Source organism: Actinomadura keratinilytica, from assembly GCF_039539665.1.
Taxonomy (GTDB): domain Bacteria; phylum Actinomycetota; class Actinomycetes; order Streptosporangiales; family Streptosporangiaceae; genus Spirillospora; species Spirillospora keratinilytica.
Map to the genome: position 1 here is coordinate 43161 of NZ_BAABDO010000021.1, position 16199 is coordinate 59359.

General features: G+C 73.4%; 14 protein-coding genes. 10 read left to right on the top strand and 4 right to left on the bottom strand.

Annotation, left to right across the window (positions count from 1 at the left end):
• Nucleotides 1-350: 350 nt before the first annotated feature.
• The 4 genes from ABD879_RS10100 (at nucleotide 351) to ABD879_RS10115 (ending at nucleotide 3472) form a co-directional block, all read left to right on the top strand.
• The gene (locus ABD879_RS10100; RefSeq protein ID WP_345019787.1) at nucleotides 351-971 is read left to right on the top strand and encodes a TetR/AcrR family transcriptional regulator; all 621 of its coding nucleotides are present in this window, start codon (nucleotides 351-353) and stop codon (nucleotides 969-971) included.
• Nucleotides 972-982: 11 nt separating this feature from the next.
• Nucleotides 983-2131 (top strand): GDSL-type esterase/lipase family protein, encoded by a 1149-nt coding sequence (locus ABD879_RS10105; protein WP_345019789.1) that lies wholly within the window; start codon nucleotides 983-985, stop codon nucleotides 2129-2131.
• A gap of 119 nt (nucleotides 2132-2250) precedes the next feature.
• Nucleotides 2251-3003 carry an SDR family NAD(P)-dependent oxidoreductase gene (locus tag ABD879_RS10110; RefSeq protein WP_345019791.1) on the top strand — a complete coding sequence of 251 codons (753 nt, stop codon included), beginning with the start codon at nucleotides 2251-2253 and terminating at the stop codon, nucleotides 3001-3003.
• 88 nt (nucleotides 3004-3091) lie between these two features.
• Nucleotides 3092-3472: a MerR family transcriptional regulator gene (locus ABD879_RS10115; RefSeq protein ID WP_345019793.1), complete on the top strand. Its 381-nt coding sequence runs from the start codon at nucleotides 3092-3094 to the stop codon at nucleotides 3470-3472.
• Between the two features lie 87 nt (nucleotides 3473-3559).
• Here ABD879_RS10115 and recQ read toward each other — a convergent pair whose 3' ends face one another.
• The gene (recQ, locus tag ABD879_RS10120; protein ID WP_345019795.1) at nucleotides 3560-5413 is read right to left on the bottom strand and encodes a DNA helicase RecQ; all 1854 of its coding nucleotides are present in this window, start codon (nucleotides 5411-5413) and stop codon (nucleotides 3560-3562) included.
• A 20-nt stretch (nucleotides 5414-5433) separates the two neighbouring features.
• Complete coding sequence (locus ABD879_RS10125; RefSeq protein WP_345019797.1) at nucleotides 5434-6348, bottom strand: LysR family transcriptional regulator; 915 nt, start codon at nucleotides 6346-6348, stop codon at nucleotides 5434-5436.
• An 80-nt stretch (nucleotides 6349-6428) separates the two neighbouring features.
• On the opposite strand from ABD879_RS10125, the gene ABD879_RS10130 reads away from it, so the two are divergent.
• The 6 genes from ABD879_RS10130 to ABD879_RS10155 all read left to right on the top strand — a co-directional run bounded on the left by ABD879_RS10130 (nucleotide 6429) and on the right by ABD879_RS10155 (nucleotide 12020).
• Nucleotides 6429-7679 (top strand): MFS transporter, encoded by a 1251-nt coding sequence (locus ABD879_RS10130; protein WP_345019799.1) that lies wholly within the window; start codon nucleotides 6429-6431, stop codon nucleotides 7677-7679.
• Between the two features lie 133 nt (nucleotides 7680-7812).
• On the top strand, nucleotides 7813-8697 hold the full coding sequence (locus ABD879_RS10135) for an SDR family oxidoreductase (RefSeq protein ID WP_345019801.1): 885 nt from the start codon (nucleotides 7813-7815) through the stop codon (nucleotides 8695-8697).
• A gap of 18 nt (nucleotides 8698-8715) precedes the next feature.
• Nucleotides 8716-9669 carry an NHL repeat-containing protein gene (locus ABD879_RS10140; RefSeq protein ID WP_345019803.1) on the top strand — a complete coding sequence of 318 codons (954 nt, stop codon included), beginning with the start codon at nucleotides 8716-8718 and terminating at the stop codon, nucleotides 9667-9669.
• 403 nt (nucleotides 9670-10072) lie between these two features.
• Nucleotides 10073-10534, top strand: coding sequence for a hypothetical protein (locus ABD879_RS10145; protein WP_345019805.1), 462 nt, complete (start codon nucleotides 10073-10075; stop codon nucleotides 10532-10534).
• A 110-nt stretch (nucleotides 10535-10644) separates the two neighbouring features.
• Complete coding sequence (locus ABD879_RS10150) at nucleotides 10645-11019, top strand: phage holin family protein (RefSeq protein ID WP_345019807.1); 375 nt, start codon at nucleotides 10645-10647, stop codon at nucleotides 11017-11019.
• A gap of 758 nt (nucleotides 11020-11777) precedes the next feature.
• Entirely contained in the window at nucleotides 11778-12020 is a 243-nt protein-coding gene (locus ABD879_RS10155) for a hypothetical protein (RefSeq protein ID WP_345019808.1), read from the top strand.
• Between the two features lie 54 nt (nucleotides 12021-12074).
• Here the strand turns inward: ABD879_RS10155 and ABD879_RS10160 are convergent, their stop codons facing one another.
• Nucleotides 12075-12458 (bottom strand): hypothetical protein, encoded by a 384-nt coding sequence (locus ABD879_RS10160; RefSeq protein ID WP_345019809.1) that lies wholly within the window; start codon nucleotides 12456-12458, stop codon nucleotides 12075-12077.
• A 233-nt stretch (nucleotides 12459-12691) separates the two neighbouring features.
• A complete protein-coding gene (locus tag ABD879_RS10165) occupies nucleotides 12692-16153 on the bottom strand; it encodes a coiled-coil domain-containing protein (protein ID WP_345019810.1) in 3462 nt (1153 codons plus the stop codon).
• Nucleotides 16154-16199: the final 46 nt, after the last annotated feature.

Sequence of the window (16199 nt, forward strand, 5' to 3'; positions counted from 1 at the left end):
CGGCTGCTGAGGTGTAGGGCCGGTGTGGGCCCACTCTTGGAGCAGGGGGGCGGTGGAGGCGTTCGACCTTGCCGTTGGTCCAGAGACGCGGGGGGCTGATGCCGGCCGGGGCGGCGGGGGAGACCTGGGTGGGCAGGGCGAGGTCGGCCGCCGTCGAGACGAACACCACGGCGAACACCGGCAGCCCCGCGACCGTGCCGATCTCGGCGAGCAGATGCACCGCCTGCGGGTCGATGATCTCGACGGCGAGAACACTCGGGAGTGGCGGGGACGTCCCCTTGATCGTTCACCGATTTGCCTAAAGCTTTTAGGTAGTCGCATAATGCATGTCGGCAATCGGGAGGAGGGTCATGGTTCGAGTCGGGCTGACTCCGGAACGTCTGGCCCGGGCAGGGGCGGAACTCGCCGACGAGGTCGGCTTCGACCAGGTCACCGTCTCGGCGCTCGCCCGGCGTTTCGGCGTCAAGGTCGCGAGCCTGTACTCGCACGTGCGCGGTTCCCACGACCTCAAGACCAGGATCGCCCTGTTCGCCCTGGAGGAGCTCGCCGACCGGGTCGCCGACGCCGTGGCCGGGCGCGCCGGCAAGGACGCCCTCGCCGCCTTCGCGGCCGCCTACCGCGACTACGCCCGCGAGCACCCCGGCCGCTACGACGCCGCGCGGTTCAGGCTCGACCCGGAGACGGCGGCCGCCGGCGCGGGCGTCCGGCACGCGCAGATGACGCGGGCGATCCTGCGCGCCTACGACATCGACGAGCCGGACCAGACGCACGCGGTCCGGATGCTGGGCGGCGTCTTCCACGGCTTCATCAGCCTGGAGAGGGCCGGGGGCTTCGCCCACACCCCTGTGGATACGCAGGAGTCCTGGGCCTGGATGGTCGACTCCCTGGACGTCCTGCTGCGCAACCGGACCGCGCACCCGCCGTCGGACGAGGCGCCACCCGCGTCCGGCCGCCCCGCGACATCAGGCTGAGACGAGGAACGATGATCACCACACCGGTCACCACCGACATGCTGCGCGGCGCTCTCGACGTGGAGCGCACGGCACATGGGCTGCTGCCGCACCGGCTGCCCGGCTGGGCCCGCGAGCAGATCCCGGACGACCACCTGGCCCTCGCCGAGGCGCAGCCGTCCGGCGTGCGGCTGGCCTTCCGCACCCGGGCCACCGTCATCGAGCTGGAGACGCTGCCCACCAAGCGGGCCTACCGGGGGCTCCCGGCCCCGGCGGACGGCGTGTACGACCTGCTGGTCGACGGCGGTCTCGCCGCCCAGGCCACGGTGACCGGCGGCAATGTCCGCACGGTCCTCGACATGGTCACCCAGGCCGTCGAACTGCGCGAAGGCCGTCCGGGCACCGCCCGGTTCACCGGCCTGCCCGCGCGGGACAAGGACGTCGAGATCTGGCTCCCGCACACGGAGACCACCGAGGTGATCGCCCTGCGCACCGACGCGCCGGTGTCACCCGCGTCCGCCGGCGGCCGCAGGGTGTGGCTGCACCACGGCAGCTCCATCAGCCACGGCTCGAACGCGGCCCACCCGACCGCCATCTGGCCCGCCCTGGCCGCGGCCCGGGGCGGAGTGGAACTGGTCAACCTGGGCTTCGGCGGCGGCGCCCTGCTCGACCCGTTCACCGCCCGCGCGATGCGCGACACCCCCGCGGACCTGATCAGCATCAAGATCGGCATCAACATCGTCAACAGCGACGCGATGCGCCTGCGCGCCTTCACCCCGGCGGTGCACGGCTTCCTCGACACCGTCCGCGAGGGGCATCCGGATGCGCCGCTGCTGGTCGTGTCTCCCGTCCTCTGCCCGGTCCAGGAGGACACCCCCGGGCCCCTCATGCCCGACTTCGACGGCGGCACCCTGCGGTTCAAGGCCACCGGCGACCCGGCCGAACGCGCCGCCGGCCGCCTGACGCTCAACGTCATCCGCGACGAACTCGCCCGGATCGTCCGGCGGCGGGCGGCCGACGACCCGAACCTGCACTACCTGGACGGCCGCGCCCTGTACGGCGAGAAGGACCACTCCGAACTCCCGCTGCCCGACGCGGTCCACCCGGACCCAGCGGGCCACCGACGCATCGCCGACAACTTCACACGCCTCGTCTTCGCCGGCGAAGGCCCGTTCGCCTGACGCCGACCGCCCCTGCACCTCGGCGTCATGGCCGCTCCGGTGGAGCGCCCGTCGCAGAGCGGCTTGTCGCGGCGGGCGGTTGACCTTGACGTTGGCGGCAGGGTTGCAGCCTCGTCCCCATGGACGCACACCTGCACGACAAGGTCGCCGTCGTCACCGGAGCGGGCACCGGGATCGGACGCGCGACGGCACGCATGCTCGCCGCCGAAGGAGCCCGCGTCGTGGCCATCGGCCGCCGCCCCGGGCCGCTCGCCGAGACCGCCGCCGGCCACGACCGCGTCCACCCGCTGCCCATCGACATCACCGAGGACGGCGCCGCCGAGGAGATCGTGCGCGTCGCCGCCGAGGAGCACGGCGGGCTGGACGTGCTGGTCAACAACGCGGCCATCGTCGGCAACGGCGCGCTCGGCGGCCTCACCCGCGCCATCATGGCGCCGCAGCTGGAGACGAACCTGATCGCTCCGATCCTGCTGGCCCAGGCCGCGCTGACCGCCCTCGAAGACGGCGGCGGAGTGATCGTGAACGTCAGCACCTCGGTCGGGCAGCGCGCCTGGCCGGGCAACTCCTTCTACGCCGCCACCAAGACCGCGCTGGAGCTGCTCACCCGCAGCTGGGCGGTGGAGCTGGCGCCGCGCGGCATCCGGGTGGTCGCCGTGGCGCCGGGGGCGATCGACACCCCGATCGGGGACCACCAGGGGCTGTCGCCCGAGCAGAAGGCCGCCGTCCGCGCATGGCAGATCGACCACACCCCTCTGGGCCGCATCGGCCGCCCCGAGGAGGTCGCCTGGGCGATCACCCGGCTGGCCTCGCCGGAGGCGTCGTTCGTCACCGGGGCGGTCCTGCCGGTCGACGGCGGCGCCGTCGTCGCCTGAGCCGTTCCAGGGGACGCGCGCCGCAACCGCCCGGCCGCTCGGCGGCGCGACCTCCGCCCCCGGCCTGGTAGGACTGGGGGCGGAGGTGATGGCGGTGCGGATCGGCGAGCTGGCGAAGGCGACCGGGACGACCCCGCGCGCGCTGCGCCACTACGAGGAGGCGGGGCTGATCACGTCGCGCCGGGCCGACAACGGCTACCGCATCTACGACGACAGCGCGGCCGTCCGGGTCCGCAACATCCGCCGCCTGCTCGATGCCGGACTGACCCTCGACGACGTCCGCGCGTTCTCCGCCTGCCTGGACGGTGACGTGATGGCCGCCCCGCCGTCGGAGCAGGGCCTGCGGATCGCGTTCGAGCGGCTCGCCGTACTCGACGCGCGCATCGCCGCCCAGATCGCGGTGCGCGACCGGCTGGCCGCGGCGCTGCGCGCGGCGACCGGCGGAAAGGCCGCTCGCACCGTCGCCTGAGACCCGCCCGCCGAGGGCGCCGCCGCGCGCCGCGTGCAGCGCCTGCACGGGCGGGGGTGCGGAGTGCGCGGTCCGCCGCTCGGCGGATCACTGCGGGGTGTCGTCGTCGAGGGTGTCGAGGACCTGCCGGCCGTACTTGGCGAGTTTGGCCTCGCCGACGCCGCTCACGCGGCTGAGTTCGGCCAGGGACGCCGGGCGGACGGTGGCGATCTCGCGGAGGGTGGCGTCGTGGAAGATGACGTAGGCGGGGACGCCCTGCTCCTTGGCGGTGGCGGCGCGCCAGGCGCGCAGGCGCTCGAACAGCGGCACCGCCTCCGCGGGCAGGTCGGCGGCGGGGGTGGACTTCTTGCCCGGCTTGGCGGCGGCCTTGGCGGCGGGGCGTTCGGGTTCGCGGCGCAGCATGACCTTGCGCCGCCCGCGCAGCACATCGGCGCTGCGGTCGGTGAGGGCCAGCGTGCCGTGGTCGCTCTCGACGGCCAGCAGCCCCTGCGCCAGCAGCTGGCGGATCACGCTGCGCCACTCGGCCTCGCGCAGCTCCGTGCCGACGCCGAACACCGTCAGCGCGTCGTGGTCGAACTGGATGACCTTGGCGGTCTTGCGGCCCAGCAGGATGTCGATGATGTGGCCCGCGCCGAACCGCTGGCGCCGCTCGCGGTCGAGGCGCACCACCGCGGACATGATCTTCTGCGCGGCGATCGTGCCGTCCCACGACTGCGGCGGCGACAGGCAGGTGTCGCAGTTGCCGCACGGCTCGGCGGACTCGCCGAAGTAGTCCAGCAGGCGGACGCGGCGGCAGTCGACCGTCTCGCACAGCGCCAGCATCGCGTCCAGGTGCAGGGACAGGCGGCGCCGGTGCGCCTCGTCGCCCTCGGAGGCGTCGATCAGCTTGCGGAGGTTGACGACGTCCTGCAGGCCGTAGGCGAGCCAGGCCGTGGAGGGCAGGCCGTCGCGTCCGGCGCGGCCCGTCTCCTGGTAGTAGCCCTCGACCGACTTGGGCAGGTCGAGATGCGCCACGAACCGCACGTCCGGCTTATCGATGCCCATGCCGAACGCGATCGTGGCGACCATGACGAGGCCGTCCTCGCGCAGGAAACGCGCCTGGTTGGCGGCGCGGGTGGCCGCGTCCAGGCCCGCGTGGTACGGCAGCGCCTCGATGCCGTTCGCGGTCAGGAACTCGGCGGTCTTCTCCACCGAGTTGCGCGACAGGCAGTAGACGATGCCCGCGTCCCCGGCGTGCTCGGTGCGCAGCAGCGTCAGCAGCTGCTTCTTCGGGTCGGTCTTCGGCTCGATCCGGTAGCGGATGTTCGGGCGGTCGAAACTCGCCACGAAGTGGCGGGCCCGCTCCAGGTCGAGGCGGGCGGCGATCTCGGCGCGGGTCGCCGGGGTGGCGGTCGCGGTGAGGGCGATGCGCGGCACGTCCGGCCAGCGCTCGTGCAGCCCGGACAGCATCAGGTAGTCGGGCCGGAAGTCGTGCCCCCACTGCGCCACGCAGTGCGCCTCGTCGATCGCGAACAGCGACACCGTCCCGCGGTCGAGCAGCTCCACGGTGGCGGGCAGCCGCAGCCGTTCGGGCGCCAGGTACAGCAGGTCCAGCTCGCCGGCGACGAACTGCGCCTCCACGACGCGGCGCTCGTCGAGGTCCTGCGTGGAGTTGAGGAACCCGGCCCGCACGCCGAGCGCGCGCAGCGCGTCCACCTGGTCCTGCATCAGCGCGATCAGCGGGGAGATCACCACCCCGACGCCTTTGCGGACCAGCGCGGGGATCTGGTAGCACAGCGACTTGCCGCCGCCGGTCGGCATGAGCACCAGGGCGTCGTTGCCCGCGATCACATGCTCGATGATCTCCTGCTGGCCGTCGCGGAAGGAGTCGTACCCGAACACGCGCCGCAGCACGTCCAGCGCGCCGCTGCCGGCCTGCACTTCGCTCGCGTGAGAGGACACCCGGCCATCCTAGGGGCGGGCTACGACGGCCCGTGCGGGTTGTCCACAGGCTCCTCCGGGTCGTCGTGCGGGACGCCGAGCAGGGCCAGGAAGGCCGCGGCGGCGGGGCTGGGGCGCAAGCGGCTCCAGATGAGGTGCTCCACCCGGGCCGGAGCGTCGCGGACCCGGACGGTAGGCAGGTCGGGCAGTTCGGACGTGAAGGACGCCGGCATCATCCCGATGCCCAGGCCCTGCCGGATCAGCCGGGCCATGAAGTCCACCGTCGTCACCTCGAAGGCGACCTCGCGCCGGACTCCGGCCGCCGTGAACGCCTGGTCGGACTGGATCCGCGCGGCGGTGCCCGCGGGGAAGTCGACGAACGTCTCGGCCGACAGCTGGTGCAGGTCCAGATGGTCCTCCCCGGCCAGCGGATGGCCGGGCGCCAGCACCGCGACGAGATCACCGCGCGCCAGCTCCCGGCCGCGCACGCCCCGGGGCCGCAGGCCCACCGGCAGCCCCAGGAACCCGATGTCCAGGCCGCCCTGCCGCACCTGCTCGACCAGCTCCTCGCTCGCGCCCGAGCGGAGGGTGATGCGCACCTGCCGGTGCCGCAGGTGGAAGTCCTTCAGCACGGTGGGCAGGTCGATCGCCGTGACGGTGGGGATGGCGCCGATGGCCAGCCGTCCGCGGATCTCGCCCGCGGCGGCCGCCACCTCGGCGCGGGCGCGTTCGGCGGCGTCCAGGGCCTGCCGGGCGGCGGGCAGGAACGCCTCGCCCGCGGGGGTCAGCCGGACGCGGCGGCTGGTGCGGTCGAACAGCTTGGCGCCCAGCTCGCGTTCCAGCCGGGCGATCTGGTGGCTCAGCGCGGACTGGACGACCCGGCACTGCTCGGCGGCCCGGGTGAAGTTGCTCGTCTCGGCGACCGCCACGACGTAGCGCATCTGCTGCAGCTCCATAGACCAATCGTGATTCACGATCGATGCCATGACAAACATGTGTTGGACTCATTGATCGTCTGTCCGTGAGGCTGGGGAGCATGACGGCGACGAGACCTCACGCGGCCGGCGGCATGCCCCGCGGGCTGCTTCTGCTCATGTCGGCGGCGACCGGACTGGCGGTCGCTGGCAACTACTTCGCCCAGCCGCTGCTCGACCTGATCAGCCGCGAACTGGGGACCGGCACAGCGCAGTCGGCGCTGATAGTGACCGCCGCGCAGTGCGGATACGCGCTGGGCCTGATCCTGCTGGTGCCGCTCGGCGACCTGGTGGACCGGCGCCGGCTGGCGGTGTCGCTGTACGCGGCGACCGCGGTGTTCCTGCTGGTGTCGGCGACCGCCGTCAACGGCACGGCGCTTTTGATCGGCACCGCCCTCACCGCGCTGACCTCGGTGGGCGCCCAGGTCGTCGTGCCGTTCGCGGCGGCGCTGGCGGCCCCGGCCGAGCGCGGCCGGGTGGTCGGCACGGTGATGACCGGGCTGATGCTCGGCCTGCTGCTGGCGCGCACCGCGTCCGGAGCGCTGTCCGAGCTGGGCGGCTGGCGGACGGTCTACTGGGTGAACGCGGCGCTGATGGCGCTGATGGCCGTGCTGCTGCGCGCGTTCCTGCCCCGGCTCGGCGGGGGCGGCGGCCGCATGTCCTACTCGGGGCTGCTGCGCTCGACGGTGGCGATGTTCCGGTACGAGCCGCTGCTGCGGTGGCGGGCGGCCATCGCGGCGCTGAGCCTGGCGTCGTTCAGCGTGCTGTGGACGGCGCTGACTTTCCTGCTGGCGCGGCCGCCGTACGGCTGGTCGGAGTCGGCCATCGGCGCGTTCGGCCTGCTCGGCGTCGTGGGCGCGCTGACCGCCACGGTGGCGGGGCGGCTGGCCGACCGCGGGCACGTGCAGCGCGTGGCCGCCGCCGGGACGGTGCTGCTGACGGCGTCGTGGGCGGCCGCCTTCGCCGGGGCGCACTCCCTGGTCCTGCTGATCGCCGGCGTGGTCGTGCTGGACCTGGCGCACCAGGCGGTGCTCAACAGCAGCCAGAACGTCATCTACGCGCTCCGGCCCGAGGCCCGCAACCGCATCAACTCCGCCTTCATGACCACCTTCTTCGTCGGCGGTGCGGCGGGGTCCGCGCTGACCTCGGTGGCCTGGGCGCACGGCGGCTGGTCCGGCGTATGCGTCCTGGGCGCCGCCCTCTCCGCCGGGACCGTCGTGCTTCTGGGGTTGGAGCGCCTCACCGTCAACCGGGACGCCGGGCAGCCCTCGGCTGACACCGTCCGCGCCCCCGCCGCCACCGAGGTGAAGTGACCGTGCCGCGAACCGTGCTGAGCGCCGGAGCTACCGCAACCGTCTCCGGCGCACTACGGGAGGCCGCGGTGATCCTGCGGCGCTCGTCCATTGACACCTTCTCTGTTCACGTCACCGCTGGAAGGAAGTGACCGTGCCGCGCATCGTGCTGATCACTGGGGCCACCGGAACCGTCTCCACCGCGCTGCTCGACGTGTTGCAGGGGGCCGACGTGCACCTGCGGGCCCTCGTGCGCGACGCGTCCAGGGCCGGCGGCCTGCGCGGGCGGGGTGTCGAGGTCGTCACCGGCGACCTCGACACCCCCCGGACGCTGCCGCCCGCCTTCGAGGGGGTGCACGACGTGTGGCTGCTCACCCCGAACGGCCCGCGCGCACCGGAGAACAACATGAACGCCATGTGGGCCGCGCGCCGGGCCGGGGTGGAACGCGTCGTGCGGCTGTCCGTCGTCGGCGCGGCGCACCACGCGCCGAACCGCAGCGGCAGGCTGCACGCGCTGTCCGACCGGGAGACCGAACGGTGCGGCATGCGCTGGACGATCCTGCGCCCCCACTGGTTCATGCAGAACCTGCTGAACGAGGCGGCCGACATCCGTGCCACCGGGACGTTCTCGCTGAACATGGCGTCGGCGCGGATCGGCATGATCGACGCACGCGACATCGCCGAGTGCGCCGCCCGCGTGCTCCTGGACGACCCCGACCGCCACCACGGCCGCACCTACACCCTCACCGGCCCGCGCTCGCGGACGTTCACCGAGGTCGCCGACCAGTTGAGCCGCGTACTCGGCAGGCCCGTCAGGTACCTGCCGGTCAGCGACGACGCCAAGCGCAAGACCCTGCTCGGCCACGGCGTCCCGGAATGGATCGCCGACATGTTGGAGGAGTACGCGCAGGCGTACGCCTCCGGCTGGGGCGACATCACCACCGACACGGTCGCCGACCTGCTCGGCCGCCCCCCGCGCGACATCGCCGACTTCATCCGCGACCACGCCGACGCCTTCACCCCGCCCGCCGGGGCCTGAGAAGACAAGGAGCACATCATGCGACGTTGGAAAGTGCCCGCCGCACTCGTTTTCGGGCTGGTCGCCGCGGCGAGCGCGCCGGCCCACGCGTCCACCGACCACGCTGCCGCCGGCCGCCCTTCCGGGACGGCGGCGTTCCCGACCACGATCCGGCTCCCGGACGGGTTCCGCCCCGAGGGCATCGAGACCGGACCGGGGCCGTACGCCTACATCAGTTCCATGGCCGACGGCTCCATCTACCGCGTCGACCTGCGCACCGGACGCGGCGGCATCCTCACCCGCGGGCCGGGCACGCCGTCCCTCGGGATGAAGCTGGACTCGCAGGGGCGGCTGTGGGTCGCGGGCGGCACGGGCGGTGACGCGAGGGTCATCGACGTCCGCACGGGCCGGGTCCTGGCCTCCTACCGGCTGGCCGACGGGGAGGCGTTCGTCAACGACATCGTCCTCACCCACGGCGCGGCCTGGATCACCGACTCCACCAACCCGGTGCTCTACAAGCTGCCGCTGCGTGACGGGCGGCTGCCCGCCGCTGCGGAGCGGATCCCGCTCACCGGCGACCTGGTGTACGGCGAGGGGTTCAACGCCAACGGCGTGACACCGACTCCGGACGGCCGGGGGCTGCTCGTCGTGCAGTCGAACACCGGCGGACTGTTCCGCGTCGACTGGTCCGGCGCGACCCGCCGGGTGGACCTGCACGGCGAGTCGCTGCGCGAGGGCGACGGCCTGCTGCTGCGCGGCCGCACGCTGTTCGCGGTGCAGAACCGGCTCAACGCGGTGGCCGTCCTGCGGCTGAACGCGTCGGGGACCGAGGGCCGCGTCGTGCGGCGGGTGAGCGACCGCCGGTTCGACGTCCCGGCGACCGTGGCCGCCTTCGGCGGGCGGCTGTACCTGCCCAACGCCCGCTTTGACACGCCGCCGACGCCGCAGACCTGGTACACCGCGGTCGCCATCCCCGACCCTGAGCGGCGGTAGGCGGTACGCGGGCCCCTGGTGTCTGGGTCGGTTGGGTGCTGGTTGCCTTTTCGATGTGTCGGTGGCTGTGGTCGTCGTGGGTGGGCGGTTGTTGTGTCCGAGCCCGCTTCGACATGGCGCCGACCTGGTATAAGGCGGTTGCCATCCCCGATCGTGGGCGGCGGTTGTGGGTGTCGGCGCGGATTGCTGGTCTTCGGATCGGTCGCGCGCTGGTCGCCTTTCGGCGGGCGGCGGTCCGGCGTGGTGGCCTCCCGAGGTGGGACAGAGTCGGAATGGAATGAGGTCCATTCGTCACCCGGTGTGGTCATCTCCTCTCATTTGCGGACAGAACGCACAAGTTTTCGGCGGTGTCTGGCAGGGTGAGAGCCCCCGCTCGGCTCTGTGGCCGTAGGAGAGGAGAGCCATGACCTTCCTCGGAGTCCTGCTGATCGCCGTGGCCGCCGCCGTCGGCGTCGGCGTCGTGCTGGACAACCCCGGTGACACCGCCCTGACCGTCTTCGGCACCGCCGTCCCCGGTGTGCACAGCCAGTGGCATGTGTTCTTCGCCGGCGCCCTGTTCGCGGTGGTGCTGATCATCGGGATGGTGCTCACGTGCATGGGCACCGCCCGGACGATCCGGACGCGCCGTGAGGTGCGCGCCCTGCGCGAGGAGCGCGAGGAGTCGCTCACCACCCTGGAGATGGAGAAGCGGCGGCTCGAACGCGAACTGGCCCGCATCCGCAGCGGCGCCGCCGCCTCCGCCGCCCGCCAGGACTCCGCCCCCGCCTCCCCGGCCGCGTCCGCTCAGGCCCCGGCTCCGGGGCTTGGCTCCGCCGCGCGTTCTCAGGTCACCGCGGCGTCCCCGTTCTTCGACCGCGCCGAGTGACCGCTCCGGCCGGACGAGCCGCGCATCGTCCCCGGCGGTGACGCGGCCGTCCGGCGGATCGCCGCACGGAGGGATGACGCCGTCCACGTCGCTCGCGCAGGATGGATGGCGTGTCGATGCTCATCAAAACCGGGATCACCGCGGTGGCGCTGGCCGTGGCGACGCTGTTGCTGGACGGCATCACCGTCACCGGAGACGACACCGGGCGCCGAGCCCTCGTGCTGGTCGCCGTCGCGGTCATCTTCGGCCTGGTCAACGCCATCATCAAGCCGATCATCAAGACCCTCGGATGCGCGTTCTACGTGCTCACGCTCGGGCTCATCGGGCTCGTGGTGAACGCCCTGCTGCTCCTGCTCACCAGCAAGATCGCCACCGAGATCGACCTGCCCTTCCACGTCGCCGGGTTCTGGGCGGCCTTCTGGGGCGCCATCATCGTCGGCGTCGTCGGCTGGCTCCTCAACCTCTTCATCGGCGCCGACGACTGATCTGAACTCGGCGGTGTCGCCCGGCGGCGTGGGCCCTTCGGCGTATTCGCAGGGTGGGCCCGGCTGTCGGGTGCCGGGGCGGATCGGGACGGGGAGCAAGATGCGGAGCCTCGGACTTCGACCGGGCGCAGTGCGGCTGGCTCCAGTTCACCGCCGACGGCGGTATCCCCTCTTCGGGGAGGCCGTGCCGGAGGGACCCGCCCGGTTGCACCTGCTCGATGCGGCGACGCCGACGCGCATCGACGGTGTCTTTGGTCCTGCGAAGCGCTTGATCTCCTCGAACTGCCGAGGCCGAGCGTGACGAGTCGGTCTCCATCGACAGCGGCACCGTCCATCAGAACTTCGAGGAACGGACGAGCATCCTGCGATGGCCTCCCCTAGCGTGCCGGGGCTTGGGCACCGCGCCCGCCGCTCGGTGTTTCGCCTACCGTGACACGGACCGAGGAGGCGAGGTTGCCGATGAACGAATCAGCCGGCCTGGACGCCCTGCGACGGCTCATGCCGCCGCCGGACGGCGGTACGAGGGTCGACTGGGACGCCGTGACCGCATCCTGGGGCAGGCCGTTTCCGCCTGACTACCGGCGCTTCATGGAAATCTACGGCGCCGGTACGGTGCGGAACTACCTGTCGGTCAACAGACCTGAACCCAGGGTCCCGCCGTCCGAGGCGCAGCGGGACGGAATGGTGATCGAGACCGCGAACGCCGAGGCCGACTGGGAGACGAGGACAAGTCGCCCGACCTGGAAGGCACCTCTCCGGTGCTCATCAACTGGGGTGTCGACGCCACCGCCGACCTGCTGTGCTGGGATGCCTCGGACGAGGATCCGGCCCAGTGGCCCGTCCTGGTCTACAAGAGGAACGGCTCGCTGTGGAGCCGCTACGACTGCGGCATGATGGAGTTCCTCGTCCGGGTGCTGCGGGCCGACTTTCCCGAGTGCCCCCTCGGCGGCCTGTTCCTGTGGGGCGTCGGCGAGGCGACCTTCGAGAAGAGGGAAGGCTGACCCCTCCGCCGGGAAGCAGCCGCTTGAGCAGGGTGAGCTCCTCGGTGCCGGTGATCACTTGGTCACGGCGATGGTGCCGAGGCCGACGGGCGGAGTGGTCACCTGGGCCTGCTCCGGGGAGTTGGCCGGTCCGGCCGTGGCCGACCCCAGCCCGATCATCATGGTCATGGTGACCAGAACGGCCGCCGGCAGCAGGGCCAGGTCGGCCGGTGCGCCGGTGACCGCGGCCGGCACGGTCAGCAGCACGGCGATCTGGATCAGCGCGATGACGATGATCCGGAACAGCGGTCCGGTCAGATGCCGGTGTCGCCCGCCGCGGTGGAGCGCAGCCGTTGCCTGCGTGAGGTCTTCTGCGTTGCTGGAAGTGCGGCCACCTGGCTCCAATAGTCGTCGGCATCGCTCAGCGTTGATCTGCCGACGCAGAACGCCGTCGTCCATCACGCCATGAACTCGGGCGCACTGCATCCGAGACGGCACTGTCGAGATCACGATGGTCGGTGGCCGTGTGGAGAGCCGTTGCCGGAGTCACCGGCCGTTGTCGCGGGACATATTGATCGCGCGGGGCCGCCTGATGAGGTACACGGACGCCGTGCGGTCACGGTTGCGGTGACGAAGCGCCGAAGCCCCTCCGGCCGGCTGTGCTCTTCCCCCGCACCCGGCCGGAGGTCACCTCATTTCTGTGGATTGCGCTTGGCTGGCTGCTCACCCTGGTGGTCGGCGACTGCTTCGGGCTCGTCCAGTGGACGAGTTTCTCCGGCCGGACGCGCGTCGGCTGCCTGCTCGTTGATGGTCTCGGCGGCGGGAGCGGGGGCGACCACAGGCGCCGTGGCGTCTGCTGCGCTGGAAGGTTCGGGTTCGTCGGTGGTTCGTGCGGGTGGGGGCGTGCCTTCGGGCGCGACGCGGGGGGCGGGCGCGTCCGGCAAGGTGACGTCAGCAGCAAGGGGTTGTGCGGGTTCGGTTCCGGTAGCGGCTTGGGGGGCGGGGATGTCCGGCATGGTGACGTCAGCCGCAGTGGGATACGCGGGTTCTGGCGTGACGGGTGCGGTGGTGTCCGCTGGGCTGGGAGGTTCGGGGGTGTCGGTGGTTTGCGTGGGTGGGGGTGTGCCTTCGGTCGTGGTGTAGGGGGCGGGGGCGTCCGGCATGGTGACATCTGCCGCAGTGGGATACACCGGTTCGACCTCGTCGGTGGCCCGGTCGGGTGCGGCTGCCCCGTCTGCGGGTTCCGCCTCAGGGGTGTGAGCGGGCGCGGAGGCGGTGTCGGACGGGAGGCCCTCGGCCAGGGCGGGAATGGCCACGGTCGCCTTCGCGGGCGTGGACTCCTCTTCGGCGGCGGGTTCCTCCTCCTCAGCGGCGGCCTCGGTGTCGTGCGCGGGCTCGACCAGGCCGGCGCTGGAGGCGGGGAGGGGCCTGGTCGCCTCTTCGGGGGAGGCTGGCTGCTCGGTAGGGGCGTCGGCGGGCGTGTCCTCAGCGAAGGTGGCGCTGGGCGCCGAGGCGGGGGCAGCCGTGGTCGTGCCTGCGGAAGCCGGCTCGGCGCTGGGGGCCACGGCGTCGGGTGTCCCGGTGGGGGTGGGCAGAGGCGTGGTGGCGTCGGCGGGGGCGGCCTCGGTGGTGGGCGCCTGTTCGGAGGCAGGGGGTGAGTCGGGTGCGGCTGCCTCGTCGGTGGGGTCCGGCTCGGGCGTGTGAGTGGACGCGGGACTGGTGTCGGACGGGAGGTCGTCCACCGGGGTGGGCATGGCCACGGTGGCCTCTGCGGGCGTGGGCTCCTCTTTGGCGGTGGCCCCGGTGTCGTGCGCGGGCTCGCCCTCGCTGGTGCTGGAAGCGGGGAGCGGTCTGGTCGCGTCGGCGGGAGCGGCCGGCTGTTCGGCGGCCTCGGTCTCGTGGGCGGGGTCGGGCTCGGCAGGGGCGTCGGCGGAAGCGGGCTCCGCTGGGGCACTGGGGGCCGGGGCCTCGGTGGTGTGGCGCTGGAGCAGGTGGGGGGCTTGTGCCGCGCAGCGGGTGAAGGGGGTGCCGGGCAGGGCGGGCTCGTCCGTGTCCTCCGGGGGGCGGGTGGGGTCGCCCAGAAGGATCCAGTTGCGGGTGCGGACGGCGCCTACCAGGAACTGGGCGTCGGTGACGGCTTCGGCGCCCGTCACGATCAGGGTGTCGTACTCGGCGGACGGGGGGAGGGCGGCAGCGGCGGCGAGCGGGACGGCGCAGACCACGTCCGCGGTGCGCAGGAGGATGTCGGCCGTCTCGCCCGAGGCGGCGTGGTCGCCCGCCTCCAGGTAGCCGGTGAGCTGCTCGATCCGTTCCATGGCGCGCCGCTGGTGGGTCGCCAACTGGCCGGCGTCGGCGTCGGCGGGGTCGGTGCCGCAGAAGTCCTGGACGTGCTCGCGGGTGCGTCGGGCGGTCTCCTCGGCGGACGCCAGTTCGGCGGCGCGGGCGGCCTGCTCCTGCTCGGCGGACGATTCCAGGTCGGCCAGCTCGGCTTCGGCGTCCGCCAGGCGCTGCGCCGCGGTCGCCGCCAGGGCGCGGCTGCGTTCGCCCGCGGCCTGCGCCTCCTGGCGGGCGGTGCGGGCGGCCGCGAGGCGCTCCTCGATCAGGCGGACGGCCTGGTGCGCGTGCCGGGCCGCGGCGGACGCCTGGGTGGCCCGGTCGACGGCCTCGGCCGCCTCGCGGGCGCGTTCCCGGTAGTCGCCGGCGGCGCTTTCGCGTTCGGCCGTCAGCCGGATGATCTCGGCGTCCAGGCTCTGCTGGGCCTGCCGGGCGGCGGTCAGCCCGGCGCCGCCCTCGTTGACGAACCGGATCAGCCCCGAGCGGCGCAGCTCCGCCCGCTCGGCGGCCTGCTTGGCCTCGGCGGCGCGCACGGCGGCCTCGTCGGCCTCGCGCTTGCGGGCCTTGGCCTCGGCGCGCAGGTCGCGCAGGTCGGGCGGCGGGGCGGCGACGTGCAGGCGCTGGCCGAGGGTCAGGGTGCGGCGCCGCGCCGACAGCGCCGACTCGGCGGAGACGGCCCGGTAGTAGGCGGCGTGGGCCTCGGCGGCGGCGTCGGCGGAGGCGGCCTGGAGCCGTTCGGCCTCGGCGCCGGCGGTGGGCAGCTCCTGATGCGCCTTCTCCAGCTGTTCCGCGAGGGTGGTCTCCTGCTCGCGGGCGGCCTGCAGTTCGGTGCGCGCGTGGGCCAGCTGGGCGTCGATCTGGGCGCAGTGGGCCTGCGCGGCGTCGGCGGCCTGGGAGAGGCGGTCGGCGGCGGCCGCCGCCGCGTCCGCCGCGGCCTGCAGACGCTGCGCCTCGGCGCGCGGCTCCACCAGCTCGCCGGAGACGCGGTCGATTTCCGCGGCGAGCCGTTCGTCCTCGCGGCCGGCCTCCGCGACGGCCTGCTCGGCCGCGCCGACGGCGGTCCGCAGCTCGTCGATGCGGGTGCGCAGGTCGGTGCGCCGGGCGTCGAGTTCGGCGCGGCGGCGCCGGTCCTCGGTGCGCAGGGCATCGAGGGCGGCGGCGTCCCGCGGCCACTGCTCCAGCCACACCAGGCCGCGCCGCAGGAAGCGGATCTCGGTCTGCCACGCCTGCCGCCACGCCTCGCCGACCGGGCGGATGGTGGCCGTGCGCTCGGCCGCCGGAGGTTCGCCGGACGGCGCGTCGGCCACGGCGGGCAGGGGCGCGGTGCCGGTGCCGCCGGCTTGCCTCTTCTCGGGGGCGGGCGTCAGCGGGAGCGTCCCCTCCGATCCCCGCGGCTCCGGCTCGGCGGCCGGGTCGAGCCGGACGACGAAGGTGCCCTGGTCGTCGGCGTAGCCGCCGGTGATCTGCTCGACCTCGTCGGCGGTGGGCGCCAGCAGGAGGACGCGTTCGCCCTGGGCGAGCAGGGGGGCGATGATCTCCCGCGCGGCGTCGGCGGAGCCCTGCGCCGCCTCGATCAGCCTGACGCCGGACGTGCCGAGCGACGCCGGGTCGACCAGCAGGCGCGCCAGCTCGTCCCAGTCGCCGGCGACGCGTCGTTCACGGAAGGCGCGCAGCGCGTCGGCGTAGGCCGGGCGGCCGCCCGTGTCCTCCGGCTGCTCGTACGTCTCGGTGAGCGGCCCGTAGGTCTCCTCGACGGCCGCATGCAGCTCGGCCTGCGGAGTGCCGTCGTTGGTTCCGCTGCCCTGTCCTGACTGCTCCACCGCCGCCATCCCGCTGTTCCCCGATTCGGCTCGCGCCCGTATGTCT

Excerpts from the sequence above, each read along its gene's own strand:
- ABD879_RS10100 (WP_345019787.1), top strand. The coding sequence starts at position 351 with ATGGTTCGAGTCGGGCTGACTCCGGAACGTCTGGCCCGGGCAGGGGCG.
- ABD879_RS10105 (WP_345019789.1), top strand. The coding sequence starts at position 983 with ATGATCACCACACCGGTCACCACCGACATGCTGCGCGGCGCTCTCGAC.
- ABD879_RS10110 (WP_345019791.1), top strand. The coding sequence starts at position 2,251 with ATGGACGCACACCTGCACGACAAGGTCGCCGTCGTCACCGGAGCGGGC.
- ABD879_RS10115 (WP_345019793.1), top strand. The coding sequence starts at position 3,092 with ATGGCGGTGCGGATCGGCGAGCTGGCGAAGGCGACCGGGACGACCCCG.
- ABD879_RS10125 (WP_345019797.1), bottom strand. The coding sequence starts at position 6,348 with ATGGAGCTGCAGCAGATGCGCTACGTCGTGGCGGTCGCCGAGACGAGC.
- ABD879_RS10130 (WP_345019799.1), top strand. The coding sequence starts at position 6,429 with ATGACGGCGACGAGACCTCACGCGGCCGGCGGCATGCCCCGCGGGCTG.
- ABD879_RS10140 (WP_345019803.1), top strand. The coding sequence starts at position 8,716 with ATGCGACGTTGGAAAGTGCCCGCCGCACTCGTTTTCGGGCTGGTCGCC.
- ABD879_RS10145 (WP_345019805.1), top strand. The coding sequence starts at position 10,073 with ATGACCTTCCTCGGAGTCCTGCTGATCGCCGTGGCCGCCGCCGTCGGC.
- ABD879_RS10160 (WP_345019809.1), bottom strand. The coding sequence starts at position 12,458 with ATGGACGACGGCGTTCTGCGTCGGCAGATCAACGCTGAGCGATGCCGA.